Origin of the sequence: Sulfurimonas sp. (genome assembly GCF_018698455.1) — a bacterium.
Taxonomy (GTDB): Bacteria; Campylobacterota; Campylobacteria; order Campylobacterales; family Sulfurimonadaceae; genus Sulfurimonas.
This window is the reverse complement of the sequence record NZ_JABIOQ010000066.1, coordinates 1-25560: the sequence shown is the minus strand read 5'-3', so window position 1 is coordinate 25560 and position 25560 is coordinate 1. Positions and strand designations below refer to the sequence as shown.

Annotated in this window: 29 protein-coding genes; 11 read left to right on the top strand and 18 right to left on the bottom strand. The window is 33.5% G+C overall.

Annotated elements, in window-relative coordinates:
- The first annotated feature begins 47 nt into the window (after positions 1-47).
- Positions 48-2303: a CHASE2 domain-containing protein gene (locus tag HOG88_RS09820; RefSeq protein WP_295005685.1), complete on the top strand. Its 2256-nt coding sequence runs from the start codon at positions 48-50 to the stop codon at positions 2301-2303.
- Positions 2304-2407: 104 nt separating this feature from the next.
- Positions 2408-3157, top strand: a complete 750-nt coding sequence (locus HOG88_RS09815) for an RNA methyltransferase (RefSeq protein WP_295005683.1) — start codon at positions 2408-2410, stop codon at positions 3155-3157.
- Here the strand turns inward: HOG88_RS09815 and HOG88_RS09810 are convergent.
- From HOG88_RS09810 to HOG88_RS09800, 3 genes are read right to left on the bottom strand one after another with little or no spacing between them, the layout of a single operon-like run.
- Positions 3147-4619 (bottom strand): methyl-accepting chemotaxis protein, encoded by a 1473-nt coding sequence (locus HOG88_RS09810; RefSeq protein ID WP_295005681.1) that lies wholly within the window; start codon positions 4617-4619, stop codon positions 3147-3149. The two genes, HOG88_RS09815 and HOG88_RS09810, sit on opposite strands and share 11 nt — an antisense overlap.
- Entirely contained in the window at positions 4588-5097 is a 510-nt protein-coding gene (locus HOG88_RS09805) for a PAS domain-containing protein (RefSeq protein WP_295005679.1), read from the bottom strand. The genes HOG88_RS09810 and HOG88_RS09805 overlap by 32 nt, the downstream gene beginning before the upstream one ends.
- A gap of 54 nt (positions 5098-5151) precedes the next feature.
- Positions 5152-5469, bottom strand: a complete 318-nt coding sequence (locus tag HOG88_RS09800; RefSeq protein WP_295005677.1) for a co-chaperone YbbN — start codon at positions 5467-5469, stop codon at positions 5152-5154.
- 24 nt (positions 5470-5493) lie between these two features.
- Between HOG88_RS09800 and HOG88_RS09795 the strand changes: the two genes are divergently transcribed.
- Positions 5494-6402, top strand: coding sequence for an AEC family transporter (locus tag HOG88_RS09795; protein WP_295005675.1), 909 nt, complete (start codon positions 5494-5496; stop codon positions 6400-6402).
- Between the two features lie 26 nt (positions 6403-6428).
- Here the strand turns inward: HOG88_RS09795 and HOG88_RS09790 are convergent, their stop codons facing one another.
- The 9 genes from HOG88_RS09790 to rplM all read right to left on the bottom strand — a co-directional run bounded on the left by HOG88_RS09790 (position 6429) and on the right by rplM (position 14345).
- Complete coding sequence (locus tag HOG88_RS09790; RefSeq protein WP_295005673.1) at positions 6429-7172, bottom strand: MnmC family methyltransferase; 744 nt, start codon at positions 7170-7172, stop codon at positions 6429-6431.
- A gap of 9 nt (positions 7173-7181) precedes the next feature.
- Positions 7182-7688, bottom strand: a complete 507-nt coding sequence (gene luxS, locus HOG88_RS09785) for an S-ribosylhomocysteine lyase (RefSeq protein ID WP_295005671.1) — start codon at positions 7686-7688, stop codon at positions 7182-7184.
- A gap of 98 nt (positions 7689-7786) precedes the next feature.
- On the bottom strand, positions 7787-8149 hold the full coding sequence (locus HOG88_RS09780) for a response regulator (protein ID WP_295005669.1): 363 nt from the start codon (positions 8147-8149) through the stop codon (positions 7787-7789).
- Positions 8150-8200: 51 nt separating this feature from the next.
- Complete coding sequence (locus HOG88_RS09775; protein ID WP_295005667.1) at positions 8201-8836, bottom strand: HAD family hydrolase; 636 nt, start codon at positions 8834-8836, stop codon at positions 8201-8203.
- Positions 8833-10971 (bottom strand): response regulator, encoded by a 2139-nt coding sequence (locus HOG88_RS09770; RefSeq protein ID WP_295005665.1) that lies wholly within the window; start codon positions 10969-10971, stop codon positions 8833-8835. Before HOG88_RS09770 ends, HOG88_RS09775 begins: the two co-directional genes overlap by 4 nt.
- An 88-nt stretch (positions 10972-11059) precedes the next feature.
- Positions 11060-12559, bottom strand: a complete 1500-nt coding sequence (locus tag HOG88_RS09765; RefSeq protein WP_295005663.1) for a peptide-binding protein — start codon at positions 12557-12559, stop codon at positions 11060-11062.
- Positions 12560-12565: 6 nt separating this feature from the next.
- Positions 12566-13330 carry a carbonic anhydrase gene (locus tag HOG88_RS09760; RefSeq protein ID WP_295005661.1) on the bottom strand — a complete coding sequence of 255 codons (765 nt, stop codon included), beginning with the start codon at positions 13328-13330 and terminating at the stop codon, positions 12566-12568.
- Between the two features lie 186 nt (positions 13331-13516).
- Positions 13517-13912, bottom strand: coding sequence for a 30S ribosomal protein S9 (gene rpsI / locus HOG88_RS09755; RefSeq protein WP_295005659.1), 396 nt, complete (start codon positions 13910-13912; stop codon positions 13517-13519).
- 10 nt (positions 13913-13922) lie between these two features.
- A complete protein-coding gene (rplM, locus tag HOG88_RS09750; RefSeq protein WP_295005657.1) occupies positions 13923-14345 on the bottom strand; it encodes a 50S ribosomal protein L13 in 423 nt (140 codons plus the stop codon).
- Between the two features lie 206 nt (positions 14346-14551).
- On the opposite strand from rplM, the gene modA reads away from it, so the two are divergent.
- The 4 genes from modA to HOG88_RS09730 are packed head-to-tail and all read left to right on the top strand — an operon-like array spanning position 14552 to position 17222.
- Positions 14552-15310, top strand: coding sequence for a molybdate ABC transporter substrate-binding protein (gene modA, locus HOG88_RS09745; RefSeq protein WP_295005655.1), 759 nt, complete (start codon positions 14552-14554; stop codon positions 15308-15310).
- Positions 15307-15702 carry a molybdopterin-binding protein gene (locus HOG88_RS09740; RefSeq protein ID WP_295005654.1) on the top strand — a complete coding sequence of 132 codons (396 nt, stop codon included), beginning with the start codon at positions 15307-15309 and terminating at the stop codon, positions 15700-15702. Before modA ends, HOG88_RS09740 begins: the two co-directional genes overlap by 4 nt.
- Positions 15703-16377 (top strand): molybdate ABC transporter permease subunit, encoded by a 675-nt coding sequence (modB, locus tag HOG88_RS09735; protein WP_295005652.1) that lies wholly within the window; start codon positions 15703-15705, stop codon positions 16375-16377. It abuts the gene before it with no gap.
- A complete protein-coding gene (locus HOG88_RS09730) occupies positions 16374-17222 on the top strand; it encodes an ABC transporter ATP-binding protein (protein WP_295005650.1) in 849 nt (282 codons plus the stop codon). Before modB ends, HOG88_RS09730 begins: the two co-directional genes overlap by 4 nt.
- Here HOG88_RS09730 and HOG88_RS09725 read toward each other — a convergent pair.
- The 3 genes from HOG88_RS09725 to HOG88_RS09715 are packed head-to-tail and all read right to left on the bottom strand — an operon-like array spanning position 17219 to position 20450.
- Positions 17219-17854 carry an HAD family phosphatase gene (locus tag HOG88_RS09725; RefSeq protein ID WP_295005648.1) on the bottom strand — a complete coding sequence of 212 codons (636 nt, stop codon included), beginning with the start codon at positions 17852-17854 and terminating at the stop codon, positions 17219-17221. The genes HOG88_RS09730 and HOG88_RS09725 overlap by 4 nt on opposite strands.
- A gap of 1 nt (position 17855) precedes the next feature.
- Positions 17856-18560 carry a Sir2 family NAD-dependent protein deacetylase gene (locus tag HOG88_RS09720; RefSeq protein WP_295005646.1) on the bottom strand — a complete coding sequence of 235 codons (705 nt, stop codon included), beginning with the start codon at positions 18558-18560 and terminating at the stop codon, positions 17856-17858.
- Positions 18561-18575: 15 nt separating this feature from the next.
- A complete protein-coding gene (locus HOG88_RS09715) occupies positions 18576-20450 on the bottom strand; it encodes an ABC-F family ATP-binding cassette domain-containing protein (protein ID WP_295005645.1) in 1875 nt (624 codons plus the stop codon).
- Between the two features lie 489 nt (positions 20451-20939).
- Here HOG88_RS09715 and HOG88_RS09710 point away from each other — a divergent pair, with 489 nt between their 5' ends.
- From HOG88_RS09710 to HOG88_RS09695, 4 genes are read left to right on the top strand one after another with little or no spacing between them, the layout of a single operon-like run.
- Complete coding sequence (locus HOG88_RS09710; RefSeq protein WP_295005643.1) at positions 20940-22322, top strand: hypothetical protein; 1383 nt, start codon at positions 20940-20942, stop codon at positions 22320-22322.
- A gap of 21 nt (positions 22323-22343) precedes the next feature.
- Positions 22344-22652: a hypothetical protein gene (locus HOG88_RS09705; RefSeq protein ID WP_295005641.1), complete on the top strand. Its 309-nt coding sequence runs from the start codon at positions 22344-22346 to the stop codon at positions 22650-22652.
- A gap of 8 nt (positions 22653-22660) precedes the next feature.
- A complete protein-coding gene (locus tag HOG88_RS09700) occupies positions 22661-23329 on the top strand; it encodes a uracil-DNA glycosylase family protein (protein ID WP_295005640.1) in 669 nt (222 codons plus the stop codon).
- Positions 23319-24011 carry a hypothetical protein gene (locus HOG88_RS09695; protein WP_295005639.1) on the top strand — a complete coding sequence of 231 codons (693 nt, stop codon included), beginning with the start codon at positions 23319-23321 and terminating at the stop codon, positions 24009-24011. The genes HOG88_RS09700 and HOG88_RS09695 overlap by 11 nt, the downstream gene beginning before the upstream one ends.
- Positions 24012-24153: 142 nt before the next feature.
- On the opposite strand, the gene HOG88_RS09690 is transcribed toward HOG88_RS09695, so the two are convergent.
- The 3 genes from HOG88_RS09690 to HOG88_RS09680 all read right to left on the bottom strand — a co-directional run.
- The gene (locus HOG88_RS09690) at positions 24154-24420 is read right to left on the bottom strand and encodes a type II toxin-antitoxin system RelE/ParE family toxin (protein WP_295005637.1); all 267 of its coding nucleotides are present in this window, start codon (positions 24418-24420) and stop codon (positions 24154-24156) included.
- Entirely contained in the window at positions 24407-24607 is a 201-nt protein-coding gene (locus HOG88_RS09685) for a hypothetical protein (protein WP_295005635.1), read from the bottom strand. Before HOG88_RS09685 ends, HOG88_RS09690 begins: the two co-directional genes overlap by 14 nt.
- 402 nt (positions 24608-25009) lie before the next feature.
- Positions 25010-25560: DUF808 family protein (locus tag HOG88_RS09680; RefSeq protein ID WP_295005633.1), on the bottom strand; the 551-nt coding region annotated here is incomplete at its 5' end.

Below are 25560 nucleotides of genomic sequence, written 5' to 3'. Positions count from 1 at the left end.
AAGTTAACTTATTCTCTTGTAGTTTATATATTATCTTAAGGCAAAATGTGAAAAAATTTCTTATCTACTTTAGTTTGTCAATATCCGTTGCTTTATTCTCTACCTCATTATACTTATACCTGCCAAATCACTTTGACACAATTGACAAAAAACTCAGAGACATGCTATTTATTAATCGTGGTGCCATTGAAACAACAGGGCAAGTCATTATTATTGATATTGATGAGAAATCATTAAATGAGATAGGCCAGTTTCCTTGGGGTAGAGATAAAATTGCCACAATGGTCTATAATTTAGCGCTAAATGGGATTGCAGCTGTCGGATTTGATATTATGTTTCCCGAGGCTGATCGATCAAGCCCAAAGAAAATAATTTATGACTTAGGTATAGAAGATTTAGTCCCTGATGATAAGGAAGTAGATTATGACGAGATATTCGCTTCCGTGCTTTCTCAAACTCCAACTATTTTGGGATATACCTTTGATTTTAATGGGAACCAACAATATCTAGATGTAGAAACTCCCGATATCCCAGCGATATTTACTCAAAAAGGCAAAGGGAAAACTGAACATCTCCTCCAGCCCAAAGGGGTAATTAAAAATATTCCAATAATTCAAGATAACTCTTATTCGAGTGGATTTTTCAATGCCACTCCTGATACTGACGGAGTTATCAGAAGTGTTCCTTTGGCTATGAGTTATGACATGTCTGTTTACCCATCTTTAGCCTTAGAGCTAATTAGGGCGGTTCATCAAATCAACAAACTTACTGTAAATTATGATGAACTAGGAGTACGAAACATTGAGCTAGGGGAGTTTAACATTCCAACAGATATATATGGAAGACTAGCTGTCAACTTTAGAGGACCCTCATATACTTTTACCTATATTTCCGCTGCTGACATTATAAAAAATAGAGTTGATCCAAAAGAGTTAGAGGGTAAAATAGCACTTGTAGGCACTTCGGCAGCAGGACTCTTGGACTTAAGGAACATCCCTTATGATTCTATTTATCCTGGTGTAGAAGTCCATGCAAATGTTATTGACAATATCTTAAAGGGAGATTTTTTATATATTCCTGCTGAAGCAAGTGCATACAACATAACAATAACTTTAATTATGTCCATTATAGTTGTCATGAGCATCGGATATAGTGGAGCCGTTCTGCTTCCTATCATTATAATTGTATTAGGAGCTTCATTTATATATTTTGTAAATTACATGCTTTTTGTCGAAGGTATAATTCTCACTCTATTTTATCCACTTTTTGCTCTTGTCTTTGGGGCACTAGTCTCCATAATTGTTAACTATTTTCTAGAAACAAAACAAAAAAATCTCATTAAAGGAAAGTTTGCTTCTAAAGTTTCACCTCAAGTTATGGAGGACATCATGAAAAGAGCTGCCGATAAAGGCAATACTTTTATTGCCAAGGAACATGAAATTACAGTAACATTCTCCGACATTAGAAATTTCACAAACATATCCGAAGTGGCTGGAGGTGCACGTTTACTTATACAGTTTTTAAATGAGTATATGGATGAAATGACTCAAATAATTATGAAGTACGAAGGCACTGTTGACAAGTTCATTGGCGATGCCATCATGTCATACTGGAATGCTCCCGTTCTTGTAAAAAATCATGTCGAAAAAGCTGTTGATGCAACACTTGACCAGATCCATGCTCTTAAACCATTAAATGCAAAACTAAAGTTAGACGATAGATATAAAGCTATATGTGATTTAGCTGCAGACAATGGAGTAGAACCCATAGAAATTGGCATTGGAATTAATGTTGGAGTTGGCGTTGTTGGTGAAATGGGGAGTAGTGGTAGAAGTGACTATACTGTTATTGGAGACCCCGTTAACCTTGGTGCAAGACTTGAATCTTTATGTAAATACTACAACTCATCATGTAATATTTCAATTTATGTAAAAGAAAAAATACCAAAGGGAAAATATATATTTAGATTTTTAGACCTGGTAACCGTTAAGGGGCAATCAGTTCCTGTTGAAATTTGGCAAATTGTAGACTATCAAGCAATACCAATGAAATGGGAAGGAAATCCACTATATAAAGCTTCCAAAGAGAGATTATTAGATGAGCTTGATTACTATCATAAAGGTATAGACCTCTATAAAAATAAAAATTTTGAAGATGCTCTACTTGTTTTTAATGAGTTAGAAAGTTGGCCAGATAAATCTAATAAAAATATTTATGGCATCTATATACAAAGATGTGAACACTATATAGATATGCCTCCAGTTGACTTTAACGGTGTATTCAAACACAATACAAAAGGCTAATTTTTAGAAAAACTATAGCTAAGTGTTATCAAATAAATCTATTTTCTTTAGATATAAATCCTATTTGTGATAACATTGCATTTATCATTACAAAGGTATATACAATGCAAGATTCACAAGAATATAAAGATAAAAAAAAGTTTTTTGAGAAAATAATCACTCTCTACGGAAGAAATGTGGTTATAGAAGTTTTGCAGGATACAAGTGTTGAAATTCATAAGCTGCATATGGCTGACTCAAACAAAACTGATGGAAATATCAAAGAGATACTAGCACTTGCACAAAAGCGCGATATTGAAATCTCTTACCACACTAAAAGTGCTTTAAGTAGAATTAGTAAAAATGCAAAACAAGACCAAGGTGTTTGTATAGATATTATTTCTCAATCTTACTCAAATGCGACGGCAATCTTAGAACTCAATTCGTACAGACTTCTTGCACTTGATGGCATTCAAAATCCTCAAAACTTAGGAATGATTATAAGGAGTTGTGCGGCTGGAAATATTGATGGACTCATTCTTCCTAAAAAGAACTCTGCAAAAATCTCTCCTCTAGTTATAAAAGCAAGTGCGGGAACACTTTTTAAACTTCCTATCTACTTCTGTGATGCACTTGAAGATGTACTCGCAAAAGTAAAAGATACTCAAATTTATTCTCTTTCATCTCATGCAAAACAAAGTATTTATGATGTTAAGCCTACTGGGAGAAGTATCTATGTTCTTGGAAATGAAAGTGAAGGTGTTAGTAAAGAAGTCGAAGACTTATGTAATGAATCACTCCAAATTCCTATGAAACGCGGAGTAGAATCACTTAATGTTGCAGTAACTGCATCACTAATTGCATTTATGCTTTAAGTGATGGATTCGCTTCTGCTACCATTTTTTGAAATAATTCAAAGAGTTCAAAACTAGCCTCTTCTGCATTTTTCATAGATAAGATTATCTGATCTCTATTTTCAGGAGATGTACAATTTCCCTTTTCAACACATTCCAATGTTCTCAGTATATTTGTATGAATTTTTTCATGCGGTACATGTATCTCTTTGTAAGCTTTTGTAGCTCCAAATCTTTCTTTAGCTTGATCGCTATCATTATCATACCACTTTCCTAATCTACAAGAGTGATGATCGCCCAAGAATTCTAAGTTATCTTTATCTCCATGAAATATTGCTACATAAGCCTTATGCTTAAAAATAATATGATCAACTTTTGCCAAGCTTGTAAAGAGTGAATTATGTACATTTTCAGACTGGTTTGCAGATTTATCTGCATTGAGAGAAAATCTCTCTAGTGTATTATGGAAATTTTCTACATCCTCTTGAGAACCAGTAGCTAAGCTTGTCACTTTGTCCGAATTCATTTGTATATCATTTGCTTCTTGCTTTAAACTGTTTGTAGTTATAGCTATCTCTTGTGTCGCTTTTTGTGTTCGTTCTGCAAGTTTTCTCACCTCATCGGCGACAACGGCAAAACCTCGTCCATGTTCACCCGCACGGGCAGCTTCTATAGCCGCATTTAATGCAAGTAGATTTGTTTGTTCTGCAATATCTTTAATCAATTCTACCACAGCAGTAATGTCATTAGTTCTTTCACTCAACATAGAGATTGAGTCATTGGAGTTTGTTATGAGTGTGATAAGTTCATCTAGACTTGAGGTGATGTTTTGAATCACATCCCTTGATTCAACCACTTCGCTAAATGTTTCTTTAGTTCTTATGGCTATCTCGTTTACAACATCCAAGTTTGTTATAATATCTTCTTGAATAATTGACAATCCGCGGGATACACCACCCTTACTATTATTCTCAAATATCTCTGAAAGTGATTTAGCTTGTGCACCTTTATAAGAAAGGAAGATAGAATGAATTGCCGTGTTAAGAGAAGGTACTGCCGTTGCAAAATCACCTTTGTATCCACGGGGTGGAACAATTCTATTTCTATGCCCCTTGTTTGCATTCTCAATAGCTGCTTTTCCATCACGCATATATTGTTCGACTTGATCTAGTAGATCATTTACACCCCAAGCAACATCATGCATGGTATGCTCATCATCAATATGTGTTATTCTATACGAGAGTTCGCCCTTACCCGCTTTTAAAAGAACATCTCTTATCTGTCTTACTATTGGATCATTAAAAATCTTTTCGCATGTTTCATTCTCTCTTAACGAAAGAAGTGTCGTTATGGCCATAAAAATAAATAGTACACCTGCTATTAAAAATTCATCTATAACTATAAAATAAACAACTATAAAAAGGAGAATTACATAGAGAGCTAATGTCTGCTTAGTTTTGTAAATCGAAGATAAAATCGTCATATGATACTCCTTTGTCATTTAGTATATTCATAAGCATCTTAGTTCCACTGTCTATGCCTGCTTTCTTCTCTTGGGCAAGTAAGGCTTTATAAAGTCCCGGTATCACTTCCATCGCTTTTGAAGATGGCTTTCTTCGGACAGAGTGTAAGTCAACTACTCCACCATTTTTGTTCAGAGTAACTGTTACATTTGCATATACCCAGTAAAAAGATCCATCTTTGGCTAGGTTTTTTACATAAGCAAATATCTCTTGCTTCGCTTGTAGTCTCTCCCATAATAGTTTGAAAACACAACTTGGCATGTCTGGATGTCTTAGTATGGAGTGGGGCTTATCTAAAAGCTCATGCTCTTCATATCCTGATATTTTTATGAAAATCTTATTTCCATATAATATTTTTCCATGTTTATCAGTTTTAGAGACGATAAATTCATCGTCCGAAAGAAACTTCTCATTATTAATCAGTTTGACTTTGTTCATACTTTACCTTAATAAAATTTTAAATATTATACTATTTGTTGACATATGAAACTCTTAAGTCATTATCTCATAAGGACGCTGTATCTCTTTCATGAGTTCATTCACACTCATATTTCTAGACTTACGTACAAACTCTTTTGAGTCTAAAAAGATAAGTACCGTAGGAATAGTGAAAATACCAAAATGCGGTGCGATGTCTTCATCAATAGAAATATCTACACTCTCTACTTTAAACTCACTAAAATTTTCATCAAGTGCCTCTAGTAACTTTGGCTTTAAGGCATGACAAACATTACAAGTTGGTGCCGAGAAGTAAACCATTACTGCTATATTTTCTTTTATTGTTTTATTTATATTTTCTAGTGTTTGCATATAAAATTATAGTAAAATTAGCCTATGAGTTCAATTATATTTAGTATATTAAGCATTTATGTTTTTATTGTGATGGGTTATCTCGCTAAAATGAGTTTTAAAGAGAAAATTGATGATAAAACCATTACTCTCATCAATGTCTATTTCTTACAAGTTTTTTTAACATTTTGGGGTCTCTTGATTCGTCCTGTAGATATTTCTTTACTCTATGCCCCTTCCATCTATCTTTTTATTGTCCTGGTTCTTTTACTCATTTCTGCATTTTTTGCAAGATATCTCTTTAAAAACAAAAAAGAATACTCTATTGCAACTGTTGCTGCTATCATAGGAAATACAGGAAATTTAGGGATTCCTCTAAACATTGCCATTTTTGGAGAGGATTCTATCCCCTATACGACCATAGTCAATCTTGTCAATGTATTTGTAGTTTACACTATTGGTGTATACTTTTACTCCCGTGGAACTTACGATACTAAGACTTCCCTACTTAACATAATCAAACTACCAATCCTCTGGGCAACCATCATTGCCATTCTTTTAAGTGTTTATGAAGTGAGCATTCACTCTTCTATTTTAAATATGCTCATGATGGGAGCTTATGCTTCTATGACAATGCAACTCTTTTTATTTGGTATCTATCTTTATGGCACAAAAGTTAAAGAACTGAGTAAAAAATTGCTGGTTTGGGTTATGATTTTCAAGTTTGTCCTTTTACCTCTCCTCGCGTTTTGCGTGCTCTACCCTCTCTCGATAGACCCGATGATAAAAGGTATAGTATTTATAGAACTTCTTATGCCACTAGCAGTCGCTAATGTAAATCTTGCATCACTTTATGAGTGCAATGCTAAAGTCGTGACGGCGTTAGTTTTTATCTCCTCTTTGATTTTTTTAGGGGTTATTTTCATTGGGGTAAAGCTGTTAGAGCTGTTTTAAAGTATCTACTTTTATCGAGTCGATTTTTAATCCCTGAGTGGTTGGGCATCTTTATTACATGATATTTTATGTTCCATATCAACTTTGTAAAACTCGCTTAACTCATGCAAAGAAGCTACAGTAGCATCTCGAAAACCATCTCCACGATTTATATAAAGAAAAAATCCATTCTTATATAGGGCAAGTCTAGTTGCGAATGCAATGGAGTATGTAGTTAAAATACTATTTTGCTTCATACTCTTTTTTATATCCGCAAAGTATTCCTGCGTCCATAGCATTGGATTTGTGCTAGGGGAAAAAGCATCTTGGTAGACTATGTCAAACTTGTTCTCAAACTTTTTAATATACTCTCGGGCATCACCTAAAAAAACTTCTATGGAAATATTTTTATCTTTACACACACCTTCTCGTGAGAGAGTTAAAATAACATCTCTAAACTCATCAAATTCTGGAGGGTAGGTAAAATTTTCTAGTGATTTCACAAGTAATGTGTCAAGTTCAGGGGAGTAAATATTTAACTTTTTATTTGGGAAATTTCTTTTACAATGTAGTAATGTTGCAAGGGTATTAAATCCGAGTCCGTAACAAATATCTAAGATATTTACTTCGTCTTCCTTTATCACATTAAACGCAGGAATAACATGTTTGACAAGAGACTCATGAAGTGCCCCATCTCTTGTCGAGTGGTAATGTTCTTCATACTCTTTTGAATAGGCTGTATAAGAGCCATCTTCACTCAGAGTCATTGTATGGAGTTTACTGTCAAACACTTGCGAGGGTTACTGGTCTACTTTTGTTAAATCAAGAGTAAGGGCATCATTATCCATGATGTCAATGTCTTTATTTAAAATGTTTGAAGCTATATCTTTTGCCTCTTGAAGTGAGTGCATTTTATATGTTCCACACTGGTAAATATTTAACTCAGGGATATCACTCTGTGCTTGTACTCCAAGAACGTCTTGCATAGCCTCTGCCCAAGCCTTAGCCACACTCTCTTCAGATGGTGCGCCAAGTACACTCATGTAAAAACCTGTTCTACAACCCATAGGTGAAAGATCTATTATCTCCGTATCTTTAGAATTTAAATGATTTCTCATAAAACCAGCAAAAAGATGTTCCAATGTATGAATACCTTTTTCTGAAAGTATATCTTCATTTGGTCTTACAAAACGTAAGTCAAAAACAGTAATATCATCCCCACTTGGAGTTTTCATTCCCTTAGCTTTACGAACTGCTGGAGCTGGCATAATTGTGTGATCTACTGTAAACGAGTCTAATAATGGCATTGCTATTTCCTTAAATTATATTAAAGGCATTCTAGCTGATTTTAATTTAATTTTGTTGAAACAAAGAAGTTATGTAATTAGTATCAACTAAACTACTTTTATGGAAGTACTTTTCTAATGCAACTGCATAGCTCATCTTTATCAAATGGTTTTTGAATAAAGCCATTTGCTCCAAGCGATGTAGCTTTTGAAATCATTGTTTTTGATCCATGAGAGCTAACCATAATCACAATAATATTAGGGTCATTTTTTTTAATCAATTCGAGTGCACTTATCCCATCTCTTTCTGGCATTTCAACATCAAGAAGAATCAAGTCCGGTTTAAATTTATGTACTTGCCAAACGGCTTCGTTGCCGTCAAATGCATCCTGGCATTCCACATCTGCCAGTCCATTTTCTTTCAATATTTTTTTGGCCATAAAATGTATTATTTTCGCATCATCTACTATTAATAATTTCATTTACACTCTCTTCTTTAATTTAATTATTTTGAAAAAAAAGAAGCTAAGTGCTTACTTTTTATTTCTTAAAAATACTATTGCCTCGTAAGCAGTAGTAAATATATACTCAGTATATTTTTTTAAGGTACCTTCATCATCATAACCACTCAAAACACCGATCGAATTTACACCTGCATTTTTTGCAGAAATGAGATCAAGTTTCGTATCGCCTATCATCCAGATTTCTTTATTTAGTACATCAAAACTCTCTAATGCCTTTAAAATTGGTTCCTCGTGCGGCTTTGGATGTTCTACATGTTCTCTACCTATTAGCACTTTAAAGTAATCCATTATATCAAAATGTTCCATCAGTACTTCTGAATATATACCTGTTTTTGTTGTTACTATCCCTAGCTCAGCAAAATCATTTGCAAGAAGTACTGATTCTTTTGCTTTAGGAAGTAAGTAAGTCTTTTGAGTAGATACTACTTGATAGTACTCTTTATATGTTTTCACAAAAGCCCAAGCAAGACTTTCATCTACTCCTAGTTCTTTATACATTACATCTAAGGGGTAACCAATAAGATTTTTTATATCTTTATCGTCTGGGTGTGGGAAATTATGTACATCAAAAGAGTTATGAAAACTCTCTAAAATAGCATCGGTTGAATCTATCAATGTTCCATCTAAATCAAAAAGAATTATCAAGTAACATACTCAGTAATTGAATTATTCAAAATTTTAAGTTCTATCGTGTATGCTTTGATGTATTTAGGAAGAAGGTCATACTTTTTATAAATAAGTTGCTTATGCATCTCTGTTGCTAACTTATGCATATCATCCGCACAGATAGAACCAGCTAAACCTTGAAGGTCTAAACATAGCATTTTAGCTTGCTCATATCTGTGATCTTCAACTAAATCTTTAAATACTTGATGACTTTGTCCATAGGCATCTCTAAACTCCCCTAGAAGCTCTTTATAAAGCATAGAATTTCCATCAGCCTGCTCAATTCCTTTGTGTATATCAAGCCCTTCATATACCAACTCCTTAACTTCTTCAACTACTTCTTCTTCAACAGTGTTAAGCTCTGTATTTATAAACATAGAAAATGCCGTAAATAGCTTTTCTTTATGTAAAGGTTTTGCAATGTATCCATTCATTCCAGAAGCAAACATTTGGCTTACTTCGTTTACAGAGGTCAATGCACTTAAAGAGATTATAGGTAACATCTTACGATTTAAATCATCTCTTATTATTTTAGTCGCTGTATAACCATCCATGATCGGCATGTTAATATCCATAAGAACTAAATCAAACTCATCGTGAAAGTTAATCATATCAACAGATTCTTGACCATTATTTGCGATAGAAATATCAATACCGGATTTTCCTAAAATACTTATAATAACTTTTTGGTTTATTAAGTTGTCTTCAACAAGCAAAATCTTCTTACCACTAAATTTAGAAAAGCTACTAAGTGAAATACCAGCTGTATCTGGGAAAACACTCTTATATACTTCAAGTTTTTCAGTACTCTCCTCTTCTACTTCTTCAATGACAACTGCTTCTTTAACTACAGGTATATATAATGCACTTAGTGCATTATATATACGCTCTTGAGTAAATGGTTTTTTTAAACTGTATGTATTTAGCTCATCAATATCCATATCTGATGAACTTAAAAAATTTCCTAGTGATATGATTTTACATGATGATGTTTTAAGTGTATCTATACACTTAGTTGTAAAAAGTCTCTCATCTATAACAACGATATCATACATTGAAAAATCATTTAGATTCCTCAAATATTCATCGCGTTTTTCAACTTTCACACTATACTTAAAGTTTAAAAATATTTTTTCTAGAGCTGTTGCAGAATCGTTATTATCGTCCACAACAAGAATTTTTTTCTTTGCAAGTCTTGGATCAAGTCTTCTTCTATAATCTTTATTCTCTCCTTTCTCGCTTGAAGTATTAAAAGGAATAGTTAGAGAGAGTTCTATGTTACCTATACTTGTGTTTCTTGCTACAAGTTCTCCTCTCATAAGAAGAGATAAATCTCTAGAAATAACAAGCCCAAGACCTTCATATTTTTTTGTATGTTCACTATATGTATACTCAAAAATACTTTTATCTGCTGGAATTTTAACATCAGTTGAAATCAAAAAGTGAAGCTTTGTCTTTAATGACATCTCTTTTACTTTTGAGATTCTTAATGTTACTTTTCTAGCTTTTTTACTCATACAGAACTCGAGAAGGCTTTTTAATATCGTCGTTAAATTAAGTGTATCTCCAATGAGAATATATGGTATATCACTGTCCACATCAAAAGTAAGCTCAATATTACTATTTTGAAAATCTGATATCAGTAAACCAGAAACATCATTTAAAAGGTTGACAAATTTAAAATTTTCTTTAGAAATTTCTACTTTTTTAGATTTAATACGCAAAAATTCTATGAGATTACTTGTCATATCTAAAACTTTTTTCTCTGAATTCATTACTTCTAATAATTCTTTATCTTGAGGGTTATCTTCTATTTTTTGAGAAAGAAGACTCTTATTATCAACTGCTTCTTGAACGATACTATAAATATTTTCGCTCATATCTGAAATAATTTTATCTTGGGAACTCTGTATTGCATTTTGTTTTTGAAGTAACTCTTTATGCTCTTTTTTAAGCTTTATAATTTGAAAAGAAGAGACTAATAGAGCAATAATGCTTGCGCATACTAAAAGCATCCATAATAACCTTTCAGAACCATTCATAAATGCAGGGTCTGCTAAGGTCTCTGCTAGTAAAGCTGTACTTATCAATAGAATCATCAAAAATTGTCGCATTTTATTACCCTTGAAAAAATATTTAAAACCATTGTACTAAAAAAATCTGTATACAAACATAATATTTATTAATCTTTATTAATCTTTATTAATCTTTATACCACTCTTTGTAATTGTGCCAAATTCCACTCAAACTTGGCTCTATATTCTTTATTTTTTTATCAACTGCAGTTATAGAATTTGGTATATACAGAAAAAGATAGGGATTATCATCTGTTATCAATTTAAATATTTTTCGTAAATTTTTAGATAGCTTTTCTCTGTCTACCATACTTTGAGACTCTTCTATCATTTTGTTTACCTGAGGGTTGTTATATCCAACAAGATTAAATCCACCTTTTTTGTCACTATCTTTATGCCAAAAAAGATAAGGGTCAGGAGTAGGAGAAAGTCCCCAGCCAAGTAAAACAGTATCAAACTTATGAGGGAAAACAACCATATTTAAAAAGGCTTGCCACTCCATAACTCGTAATTTTACTACTATACCAGCCTTCTTAAGTTGATGTTGCAGTATCTGTGCTGCATAAGGCCGAATTGGACTAGAGTTTGAAGTCACTATCTCAAAAGTAAAAGGGTGACTCTCATCGTAACCAGCAGTTTTTAAAAGTCTTTTTGCTTCTTCTAGATCCGTTTTGGGCGCAACTACATCTGAATTAAAGGCATTACTTCCTGGTAGAAAAGGCCCTGTACAAACTTTTGCATGTTTGAAAAATAAGATGTCTACTAGTTCTTCTCTGTCAATTGCTAAAGATATAGCTTTTCTTACATCTGGATTTTTAAACTTTTCTAAACGCAGGTTGAATCCTAGATATGTGTATGAAAGACTTATTTTTTCGTAAAGATTAAACTTTGAAAAGAAGTCTTTTGTTAGCTTTCTCTCATGGGCAATTGGCTCAATACTTCCAATATCAAGTTGTGAAGATTTCAACATTAAAAAGCGTGTCATAGAATCAGCAATAATATGAAAAGATATTCTCTCTATCTTAGCTTTTCCCTCAAAATAATTATCAAAAGCTCTAATAACAATATTTTTTGAATATTCAAGCTGTTCTAGTTTATAGGGTCCTGTACCAATAGGGTTAGTATTAAAACTCGAGCTCATTAAATTTTTGTCATTGCAAAGAATATGAAAAGGAAGTATCCCCATCATCCATGTCTCTAGTGCTTTAAAATATGCCTTTTTATATTTTACTTCAACTGTATATCTATCAAGAGCTATAACACTTTTAACAAATCTAAATCCCGATCCATATGGAGAGATCACATTATCGGAGATAATAGTTTCATAGGTAAATATAACATCCTGTGCCGAAAACTCTCTTCCATCATGCCATTTCACCCCTTTATGGAGTTCAAAAATAAGAGTTTTATCATCTTTGAAATAAAACTTCTTTGCTAAGTCTCCAATAATATTTTTAGAGTCCTTATCATACTTAACAAGCCCATTAAAAAGAAAGCTTGCTATTTCTGAAGAGCTTGAATCTGTTGCTAAGATGGGGTTTAACCTTGCAGGATTTGTAGAAGTTGCAAGGTGAAGAGTTGATGCTAAGAGATTAGCATAAACAAAAAGAATGAAGAAAAATTTCATATTACTCTAGTTTACTTCAACCACTCTATCGTGAAGTTCTTGAACTGGACGTTCATTATCCACATAAAACTTTCTAAAATGTTCTATTTGTACTGCAGAAGCAGTCTTTGGAGCCTTTAGCAGATACCATTGAACATTTTCAGAACATGGAGGTGTTGTTAAAGAACCCACATAGTGGTAGTAATGAGAGTTGTCTTTTGGAAGTAGATTTTGAGGGTCAAGAGTTACTGTTTTACCTACATTATCAATAACCGTATCTAAGATACTATTTGCTTCGCCCTCTTCAAAGAAAACTGCTACAACTGCAAACTGTTTTGTTATAGGATTTTGGTGAACCATATGCACAACCATATCATAGCGCTTACCATCAATAGTGTGCTCAGACTTTCCATGAAAATGAAACTGTAAAAGAGTAAAAGTCTCACCATGAAGATCTATTGTACCACCATGCTGTGGAGTTACTTTAATGGAGTGACCATTATCTAGGATTTTTGCTAGTCCAGTAACATCTTCATGCATACTTAAATCATAATTATGATCCATATTGATTGTTTTTCCAGGGATGATATTTACTGGAGATTGGTGAATACCCGTAGCACATGTTTGAGAGAACTCTTCCCAGTGTGCTGGACCGTTATTTTTTCCATAGTCCCAGTGCTTATCATGTTCTGCTTTAGTATGCATATGTGCTGTCTCTTTAACTTCTGTTGAACCATTACACCCTACTAATAAAAGTGCTAATACACTCAATGCTAATACTTCTTTTTTCATATTATTTTCCTTTGTTTTCATTAAAATTTATAGTTTGCTATTGCTCTATTAAATGATTCACATTAGTAAAATATTTTACTATTATTATAATAAAAGATTAATTAAAATATAACTTTTGATAGAATTTTGGAGTTTTTTTAGAAAGAAGATTTATCCAGAGAAAACTCTGAATAAAGTAAAGCGATATTAACGTTTAGAGAACTGACGAGAACGACGAGCTTTTCTCTTACCTGGTTTCTTACGTTCAACAACACGTGAATCACGAGTCATCATACCTTCTGGCTTAAGGATTGCTTTAATCTCAGGATTAAAAGCAACTAAAGCACGAGAAATTCCGTGACGAAGAGCATCAGCTTGACCACCAAAACCACCACCTAAAGTAGTAGCAACGATATCAACTGAAGTATCTTGCTTAGAAAGAACTAATGGTTGCTTAACACGAAGTTTCTTAGCTTCAAGTCCACCTAACCATGCATCTAGAGAAAGACCATTGATCGTCATTGTACCAGTTCCTGGAGTTAACCATACTTTTGCTATTGACGCTTTACGGCGTCCTGTTGCATATATTGTTTTTGCTGACATATATCAATCCTTACTTAGCAAGTTGTGCAGTGTGAGGATGTTCAGCACCTGCATAAATTTTTAATTTTTTAATCATTTTAGCACCAAGCTTAGTTTTAGGAAGCATACCACGAGTAGCTAATCTGTATAGTTTCTCAGGATTTTTTTCTAAAAGCTCAGTCATTTTAACACTCTTAGTAGAACCGAAGTAACCTGAGTGAGAAAAATATTCTTTGTTGTTTAGCTTACTAAGACCGTTAAATCTTGCTTTAGAAGCATTAATGATAACTACATAGTCACCACAGTCAATGTTTGGAGTCCAGCAAACCTTGTTCTTACCACGAAGAGCAGTTGCTACTTCAGTGATCATACGACCAAATGTTTTACCTTCAGCGTCAATCAAAATCCACTTTTGATCAATTTGTTCAGTTGTTGCAATTTTTGTAAATTTCATCATGAACCTTTTTAAGTAATTTTATTAACAGAATACAAATGTATTTGTTTTGTGGCGAAATTATAGCTTTAATAGCTTTAACATAGCTTAATTTAAGGATAAATTAATTAATTTTGACTTAATTTAAGGATTTATTAAGATTTATGGGTACTTAATCTTTGCAGGATATAATTATATCATTAAATATCTATATAAAGGTCTTAACTGTGGGTATAGCTCCTTCTAAATTATTATTTTTATCTCTTCTATTGGGACTAGTAACTTTAAATGCAGGAACACTTAATGTAGCTGTTGCATCAAATGTCAGTTATGCAATACAAGCAATAAAGCAAGAGTTTACAAAAAAATATCCTGATACAAAAATACAAATAATTCTTGCAAGTAGTGGAAAACTCGCAGCTCAAATACGACATGGTGCCCCGTATCATATCTTTATGTCCGCAGATATGGCTTACCCTGAGGCACTATTTAAAGATAATCTTACTCTCTTAACCCCTGTGCTTTATGCCAAAGGCTCTTTAGTGATGTTTAGTACTACACCTCAAGATTTTACTCTTGGTATTAATTTAGTAAATAGCAAACTAATTAATAAAATTGCCATAGCATCAAAAACTGCACCCTATGGAATCGCCACACTTCAAGCTCTAAAAAACTCTAGTACTTATGAAAATAACAAAAAGAAACTAGTCTATGCCGAATCTATTTCACAAACACTTTCCTATGCGAGAATAGCTACGGATATTGGTTTCATCTCTAAATCAGCACTTTTTACTCCTCAAATGTTTCAGTATACAAAAAACAAGCATTGGATAGAGGTCAACTCAAAACTCTACACTCCCATAAATCAAGGCATTGTAATTCTAAAAAATGCTATTGCCAATAAAGAAGCCAAAGTATTTTACAAGTTTATACTTAGCCTAGAAGCCAAAGCAATATTTAAAAAATTTGGATATATAGTCGAATGAGTAAATTTAAAGCAAGTATCATAGATATACAGAGTGAGCAAGAACTGCACATTGTAAGCTTTAATGCCCATGGTGTAATATTAAAAATGATTAGTCTTGATTTAAACGATAACATAAAAGTCGATACAAATGTTCAGCTCACATGTAAAGCAACTACAGTTGCGTTAGCCAAAGAATTCAAAGGCTCTTTGAGTTATTCAAATCAAATTCTTATGAAAATAGCTATTATTAATCATGGAGAGTTACTATCAAGTCTTATTCTCCAAAAAGAGGACTTCACCTTAGAGTCTATTATTACAACTTCATCATTAGAAAGAATGAACTTACAAGTAAATGATGAAGTTACAGCACTAATAAAATCTTCTGACCTCTCCATAATCGGGATACTTTAAATGTTTGAACCTTTTTTAATCTCTTTTAAATTAGCATCTATTACCGTCATTGTTCTGTTTTTCATATCTCTACCACTTGCATGGTATCTCTCTCAAACGCAGTCAAGACTTAAGCCATTCATAGAAGCTCTCACTGCTCTACCTATTGTTCTTCCACCCTCTGTTTTAGGCTTTTACATCTTAGTATCACTTTCGCAAAATTCACCTATTGGTGCATTCTTTAAAAATGTTTTTGATGTCAGTTTAGTTTTCAACTTTACAAGTTTAGTAATCGCAAGCTGTTTTTACTCTCTCCCTTTTATGGTCCAACCCTTACAAAGTGGTTTTGAGTCTATAAATAAAAATATGCTCGAAGCGAGTTATATCGCAGGAAAAAGTAAGTGCGAAACACTCTTTAGAGTTGCTCTTCCTAACATCAAACCTGCATTTATCACTGCTATCATAGTTACTTTTGCACATACTGTCGGAGAGTTTGGAGTGGTACTAATGGTAGGTGGAAGCATCCCGGGAGAGACAAAAGTTGCATCTGTTGCTATCTATGAAATGGTCGAACTTATGAACTACAAGGGTGCACATATTTATAGTGCTATCATGCTAGGAATGAGTTTTATAGTTCTACTAAGTGTATATGTTTTTAATGCTAAACACAACAGAAAGTTTGGACTCAAACGATGATAAAAATCTGCATAAAAAAAGAACTTCATGGTTCAAACGCAGCAATGAGTTTAGATGTAGATCTCACACTCAATGCAGGTGAGTTTATCGCTTTAACTGGAGAAAGTGGAAGTGGGAAAACAACACTACTTCGTATTTTAGCAGGATTAGAAGAAGCAAATGGTGAGATAAAAGTAAATGATACAAGCTGGTTAAACGCAGCCAAAACACTCCCTCCTCAAAAACGCCAAATAGGTTTTGTATTTCAAGACTATGCTCTCTTTGAGAATATGAGTGTTTTACAGAATCTACTGTTCGTGAGTATAAATAAAAATCTTGCTCTGCGTTTACTAGAAATCACAGAGCTCACTGAGCTACAAAATAGATACCCAAATACTTTAAGTGGTGGACAAAAACAGAGAGTAAGTCTCTGTCGTGCTATGATGAATGAACCAAAACTTCTTCTTCTAGACGAGCCTCTTTCTGCTCTTGACCCTCTAATGCGAAGAAAACTCCAAGATGAGATATTAACACTTCATCGTGAATTCAATACAACAACTATAATGGTTAGCCATGACCCAAGCGAAATATACAAACTAGCATCACGTGTTATAGTCCTCAACCAAGGGAAAGTTACAAGTGATGGTAATACCAAAGAGATACTCCTCAAAACACAGGGAAGTCAAAAGTTTTCATTTACTGGTGAACTTTTAGAACTCAAAAAAGTAGATGTTATTTTTATAGCTATTGTAGCTATTGGTCAGCAGTTAGTAGAAGTAGTTCTTAGTGAAGAAGAGACTAGTGAGCTGAGCATTGGTGACAAAGTCACCATCAGCACAAAGGCTTTTTCCCCAATTATAAGTTAGTCTAGTAAACTCTCTAGTTCATGTAATGCATCTATGTTATATGTCGCATCACAAAGGTCATGAGAAGATGTAAAGTCGTTATACACAACCACACACTCTATACCTGCGTTTACTGCTGAGCGAAGACCGCGACCAGAGTCTTCTACAATTATGGCCTCATGCTTTTGTCCCTTAAAAAGTGCTAACCCTTCTAGATAAGGATCTGCATGTGGTTTAGCACGAGTGTACTCTCCACTACAAAGTGCAAACTCCATATGAGACATAATATCTCTTGAGTTGTGAATAAGGTCAAAGTCATCTCTACGCGAGGATGTTATCACTCCCATTCTATACTTTTCTCCTAGTCTTTTAAGTATCTCACCTACACCATCTATATCTATATTTTCAGTACGAATATAATGCTGATACAACTCGTTGCGTTTATCGCGGTAGCTCTCGACTACTTCACTCTCAATACCATGTTCATCAGCAATCATCAAAGCACTCTGCCCATTTATCATTATCTCTCTATAGCGTTCTTCACTTATCTTTAAGCCCATAAGCTCCAGAACATCTACATTAGCTCGATGGTACCACTTTTCAGTCTCCACTAAAACACCATCATTATCAAAAAGTATATATTTCTTTTGCATATTAATTACCTTCCAAAAAAGACTCTATGTCAACAATTATCTCATCGATAGCCTCTGTTGCTTTTTTGTACAGAACTTTAGAGTACAACTCATCGTTAATAGCATCACTTGGTTCAAGATTATTGAGTATAGATAATTTGATGGCCCGAGATAGAAACATATCGGTATTTATCACATTTCCACTTGTTCCAATGACCACAAAAACCTCACAATCATTTAGTTCACTATACAGCTCTTCATACTTTGGAGCAGCCTCACCAAAAAAGACAACATTTGGACGAAGTTTATTATGACATTCTGGACAAGCGTTATAAGCCTCTTGAAGTTTCTCATAACCGATATTGTCTTTAAATTCACAAGATTCACACAGAATCTCTGGTAAAAAACCATGAAGATGCAGGACATCTTTACATCCAGCTTTTTCAAACATATTGTCAATATTTTGGGTGATAAGTTTTACATCATGTGGATACTTCTCTACAAACTTTTTGAGCTCTTTATGAGCATAGTTTGCTTCCTTTTTTTCTATGTCTTCACGGCGATTATCATAAAAATCTATCGTCTCTTGATAGTTCCAGTCCAAGCACCCTGCCATGCATATATCTTCTATCTTATTGTTTTCCCAAAGTCCATCACTATCTCTAAAAGTCGAGATTCCGCTCTCAGCACTAATACCAGCACCTGAAAATATAATAATTTTTGCCAAAATAGACTCCTTTAGTTACAGCTCTAGCATCTTCTCTTCATACTCATCAAGTATCTCATCGAGCTCTGTTTGGACAACTTCTAGTTCTTCAAACAACTCTTCAACCTCGGACTCTTCTGACGAGACTAGTTTAGAGAGTTCCATTAACCTTGCACTATCTCCAGAGTTTGAAACTTCTATAAGTTCTTGATGATGTCCAGATAAACCATCTTCTAAGTTCATTATCTTCTCTTCAAGTTTCTCTACTTTTTTCTTTAAAGGTGAAGCAACCTTATTTCTTTCACGTACCAGTTCAGCTTTAAGTTTTTTATTCTCTTTGTTGTTAGACTTTGGAGCTGACTTTATCTCGCTCTCTTGTGCTTCACCACCCAGGTGGTCCCTCTCTCTGGCTTTGCCAGATTCACCTTGATCTTCCCATCCTATCTTAGTCAAAAAGTCATCATAGCCACCATCAAAGAGCTGAGCACCCTCTTTTGAAAAAATGATGAGTCTGTCACAAACGCGACGAAGCATCTCTTCGGAGTGAGTAACAATCATCACAGCACCCTCAAAGTTAATGATAGCTTCGGTAAGTGCTTCTATACTTTCCATATCAAGGTGATTTGTTGGCTCATCTAGAAAAAGGAGATTTACTTGACGAGCTAAAATCTGTCCAAGCATAACACGAGATTTTTCTCCCCCTGAAAGAAGAGAGACTTTTTTATCAGCACTATCTCCACTAAACATCATCGCCCCACAAATACTTCGAATGACTTGTGTACTAAGTTTTGTGTTTGCCGAATGAATTTCATCTGATACCGTTGCTTTTTCATGGAGTCTTGCTATGTTTGTTTGTCCAAAGTGGGCAAACTCTACAGAGGGGTGAGAGTGAGTTGTTCCACAAAGTGCTTTTAATTCTCCAGCTATTGTATTTAAAAGGGTTGATTTTCCTTTTCCATTTTTTCCGATGATGCCTATGCACTCACCGCGTTTAATGTCAAAGTTTATATCTTTAAACAAAATATTATCAGGGCTATAGCCAAAGCTTAGATTTTCAACCTCTAGCATTACTTTAGCTGGTGTCTCTTTAAAGTTAAAGTCAAATGCGAGAGTATTATCAAACGCAAGGTCATTCATGAGGTCCATCTTCTCTAACTGTTTCACTTTAGACTGTGCTAATGCTGCTGTTGAAGCACGAGCCTTGTTTCTTGCTATAAACTCTTCTAACTCTTTAACTTTTTTATCTTGTGCAACTTTTTGTTTTGAGTAAAGTTCATCGTTTGACGCTAACTGTTCATAAAACTTATGAGTATTTCCTTGAATAATCTCAATGTCTTTTCGTACAAGTCCCATAGTATGAGTACAAACACTATCCATAAAGTCACGGTTGTGTGTTATAAGAATAAGTTCACCATCAAAGGCTCGTAAAAATGTCTTTAACCAACGCAAGGAAACTATGTCAAGGTAATTGGTAGGCTCATCAAGTAAAAGTAGGTTTGGCTCAGTCACAAGTAACTTGGCAAGATTTATACGTATCTGAAATCCACCGGAGAATGAGAGTGGATCTTTTTCTAAGTCATCCTGTGTAAACCCAAGTCCAAAGAGAATCTTCTCAACTCTATACACATCATACTGCATCTCATCTTCTAGTGCTAATGCAGCCTCTTCTCTTAGAGTCTTCTCAGTAAATACAAGATGCTGTTTAAGCGTTCCTATCTTGTAGTTTTTAGGGATGATAATGTCTCCACTATCAGGAGTTTCTTCTCCTAAAATCATCTTAAAAAGAGTAGACTTTCCACTCCCGTTTCTCCCAACTAAGCCTGTACGGTTTCCAGAGTTTAACTTAAGGTTTAAGTTAAGAAATAATTCTTGTGAAGCAAAGTTTTTTGTAATGTTTTGAAGTTGTATCATATGACTCTTTTAATTATTTATCTTTTCGTTGTATTATACACTTAAAGGGGTAAAATGAAAAACTATATCTCCCCCTGGCATGATGAAGACTATGATGTTTTGTGAAGAAAGTGTTGAAAATGTAAGTAAAAAGCTCACTTCTTTTGTTCAATAATCCCTTAAGGTTTATGGAACTTTGTAGTTTTTACTTTTTGAACACTTTGTGGAGCACGGGAAACTAATATGAGTGCTTCGTGTTCCAAAAGTAAGAGATTGTTGAATGTATCACTGTCTAGTTTATTGGTGACATTCCAATTACTGAACTATATTACAGATAAGTAAAGTTTGGTTGTAGCTAATATCTCCAGGGTATGAATTAATTATTTTAAAGACAGATTAACAAAACACTAGTATAAATAAATTTAAAATAACAGCTAGCAAGAAGTTTTCCAGACATAAAGATGTCCGATATACACAATAAACTTCTTATATGCGAATAAAAGGAAAATAATGAGTGATTTCAACAAAGATGAGTTTAGGGATTATCTTGAAACAAAGGTGGCATCGGCTACAGCAAAAACATATGCATCTGATATGCTGGTATGTGTAAATGCATTTGAAGAGATGGATGTGTATAAAGGAAAAGAACTTACAAAAATACTTGAAGATTTTTTAGAGAATAAAAAAATAAATAGGAATTATCTATATGATGAGTTTTTAGATGCACTTGTTAAGGTTGGATCATCGGATACTGGGTTATATGGTTCACTACCTAGTAAATCTAAACATTATTTGAAAATGCTTGCTAGTAATGCAGGAATTGAAGAGAAGCAAAAGATAAATGCAGGTGCTTTACAAACATTAATGCCTATTGCAGACATAATTAATGAATTGAAAAGTGTATATGCAGGTCATGAAGATCTTGAAGAAATGATTACTGATTTAGAAGATGATGGCTATCATGACTACTGGGCTGAAAAATTATGTACAGAAGATTTTAATAAAAATTTAAAACTTGCAAAGTCATTGTATGAAATAGCAGTTGAGAAAGCGGAAGATTCTAGCGATTTAAAAAAACTTGCAAAATGTATAAAAGATCCTGATGGTTTTAATAACGAAGATTGGGGAAATAAACTTTTGAAAGTTGCATTAGATAATGCAGAAGACTATATGGATTTTGCTGGTTTTGCTAACGATTATGCGGCAGAAGAAGAAAGCAAAGCAAGAGAACTTTACCAAAAAGCAGTGGATACTGCAAATGATCCATTGGAATACCAAAATATTGCTATGTTAGTCGAAGAGTATTTAGGAGATTCTAAGTGGGCAGAAGAAATCAAAGAGATAGCTCCATTAAATACAATATTTATCCGAGCAAATGGTGAGTGTTCTGAAGAAGATGAAGAGTTCTTACAATTAGCTATAAGTGCTAAGTCAATAAGCAGTGGTGATAACCTTTTTCATTATATGTATGTACTAGGGCAACCATTTACCGAAGGAGGATGGTTCTTTAAAACTGATGTTGTATCAGGTCAAGTATGGAAAGGGGTTGACTCTAGTGAGTGGACCGTTGTTGTTAATGCTGCTGGAGATATATTAGAAGAAAGTATTAGCACAGAAGAGGAAGATACAAGTGTATTAGATACATTAGCAGAAAATATATATGAATATGTAATACATGCTAGTGAACTTAACGAAGACGATACAGATGATATTTGGTATTTAAAAGAAGGTGCTGCTTCTAATATGGAAGAAGAATGTGAAGATGATGAAAAAGGTTTTGAGCTTTGCATGTTCTACATAAAAGAAGGAGATATAGATATGATCCAAAATGCAATAGAGCCAGTAGAAAACTCAGGTTATTGGCCATTTCATTTAGGTACAGAAATAATTTAATAATGGATAAAAAGGAAAATTATGGATAGCTTTAATAAAAATGAGTTTAAAGAATATTTAACAGGTAAAGTAAAAGAAGATACAGCAAGACTATATGCTTCTGATATGCAGGTTTGTGTCAATGCCTTTGAAAAGATAAAACTTTACAAAAATAGAAATTTAGCTTGGGCATTAGAAGATTTTTTTATTCACAAAGATGCAATAAAAAACTATCTACAAGATGAGTTTTTAGTTGCTTTGACTGAAGTTGGCTCTAATGATTCTGGTCTATATGACTCTCTTTCAAGTAAAGCAAAACACTATTTGCAAATGCTTGAGAACAAAGCCTGAGTAATCTGATGTCATCAAAACAATCACAATATGATAAACTAGTTTCTAAAAGAAAAGAATTTACATTTTGTGATGGACTAGTTAATCCTAGTAAGATTGAAAATGGCAAATATGACTCTGCAAACCATCTTGGACCTTGGTCAGCTTGGCATGGTGATTTAGAAGCTAAAATCTTAGTAGTTGGGCAAGACTGGGGTGATGAAAACTATTATCTAAATAATAAAGGATATGACACTGATTCTAATCCCACATCAAAAAATTTAGTTGAACTTTTTAGTATGCTGGATATAGATATAGGACTTCCTAACAATCCAAATCTAAATACAAAACTCTTTTTTACTAATGCTATCTTGGGAATGAAAGATGGTGGTATGTCTTCATCTGTAAATGCTAAATGGGTTAATGAAGGTGTAAATGAATTTTTAGCACAATTAATTACTATACTTCAGCCAAATATTATAATAACACTTGGAACAAATCCATATAAAGCTGTGGCAGAAGTTTATGACTTAAAAAAAAGTATGTCATTGAAAGAACTTGTCGGTCAAGAACCTGTTAAACTCAATGATGGAAAATTACTATTTCCTATGTTCCATTGTGGTGGTTTAGGTTTACGCAATAGAAGCTTGAGGTTACAAAAAGAAGATTGGTCAAAGGTGAAAAAATATGTTAAGTGATAACCCATGTTCTATGAGGAAGTATTTCGATTCTGCTAGTAGTGAATGGAACTCAAGTGAAATAGATCAAAAACTTCAAGAACTTCAAGTGCTTGTAAATGAAAAGAATGCATCTATATTAAAGTTATCTGTAGAGATGATAGATTATTGTAATAAAGAGAGCTCAAAAAATATAAAGCCAATGGACTTAGTTTTGTCCATGAGTAAACTACTCGATGCAGTATTGAAAAAAGATTATTTACAAGAGCATGTAAGTGCATTTAGATTGACTTTTTTACTCCGTAAAGATAATCTCATTATTGCTCCAACATATGAGAAAGAAATAAAAACTTTTACTTTTCACAATGGTGTCTTTCCAACAAAAGGGCGAAATATTACTTCTATGAAATTTAAGAGTGATATGTTTATAGCTTTAATTGAAAGTATCCACCTTAATGAGTATGTGATAGAACTATTTCCAAGTAAATATGAAGTGTTTTTATCATCTATTTCATTTGATGTAGGTGACGAAACATGTACTTATAGTTATATAGATGAAGATTATATTAATGACTATTGGATGTCAGAACCAAAACACTTTTTGGATGAAGAACACGGACGAATTGAGTTAGATAACTATAAGTTTGATGACTATAAACAGAACTATGGTTTTGATAATGATAATTTTAAATTTTCTATATAGGTACTTGGTTGGAACTGGAATGTTCCCTATAAATAAACAGTTACTAAACCTGTAGGTTTTGGAGATTTTCCCTGATTTTAAAGACTACTGAGAACAGTATTTCACATGTAACAAATGAAAGCTTTTCTGTGACTATCTATAGCTAAGTTGTTGAATAAGCATCTTTACGGTGTCGTACTCTGATTATTTCAATCAATAGTTTATCATCTTCTATAAAATATACAACCCTATAGTTACCAACTCTAATTCTAAAGTTATGCTCAGTACCTAATAATTTTTTATGGCTTGAAGGATGTGGATTTGAAGCTAGATTTTCTACCGCTTCAATTATTTTTGGAATCTGTTTCTTATCAATTTTACGAAGTTCTTTTTTAGCTGATGTTTTCCATTCAATACTATAAAGTGCCATCAGCTCTTAGTTCTTTTAAGAAGTCACTATGTGAAGTTGTATCTTCGTCTTTTCTATCTGCGATAGCAGTTAAATCTTCTATGTCTTCTAACATACTTTCAAATTCTTGCATACCTATAACTACGGAGACCTTATCACCATTATCATCTGTAATATATTGAGGATGTAAATTTACTGGCATAGTCATATCAGTTCCTTGTATTAATTATCTAGATTATAGCTAAAATAGTTTGGTGTTAGCAAGACAAAACTCTAAGCACAATTTGAAATTATATTAAATAGTAACCTGTAGGCTTGATGTGTGTTCCACAATTCAACTCTATTTTGAACAATCCTCCCGTTGCTAAAAAGTTGTTCCAAATATAAGAGAGACTGTGAAACAACTTACTACATTCTCAATTAGAACTTGATTTTAGTCTTACTTTACTTGAAAAATGCATGATTTTGAGCATATTTGACATAAAAATCACGCTTTGAAATATAAATTACAGGTTTTTTTGAGTTCTTTCACAGTCTCTGTAGGTTTTGGAACTTTAAAATGTGTTATATACTGATATATTACATTCCAGCACACTATTTATTTCCATTTCTAATTCTTCTTGCTTATAGTCTTAAAGACTCTAAACAGCATGAATGCAATAAGTCCAACTATTAAACTCACACCAATTTCAGATGCAATAGTTATCAGAAAAGCTATTCCAGAAAAGGTAAGGTTGCTTTCAAAGAAGCTGTGTAATAGATGAATATTATGAGTAAAAATTCCTCCGGCAACTAAAAGCATCGCTGTAGTTCCAATATATCCAAGTGCTACAATAATTACACTCATCATCTTAACAAGGAAAACTCCAACTTCTTTTTGTCCTCTCTTTACAAACCAAACACCGAGGTCATCTAGTCTCACTATAAGAGCAACAATTCCATATACCCCAACAGTTGCTGCAAACGCAACAAGAGATGTGATGATGATCTGCTCAGTTAAACTTTTATCCATGACAGTACTCAAGGCAATCAATACAATTTCAATAGACAATACAAAATCCGTAACAACCGCATCTTTAATATTCTCTTTCTCTTGTACTAACACTTCTTCATCAGTAAGCTCGGCTTTATCCTTGCTATCTTCATTGTGAGGAAAAATGT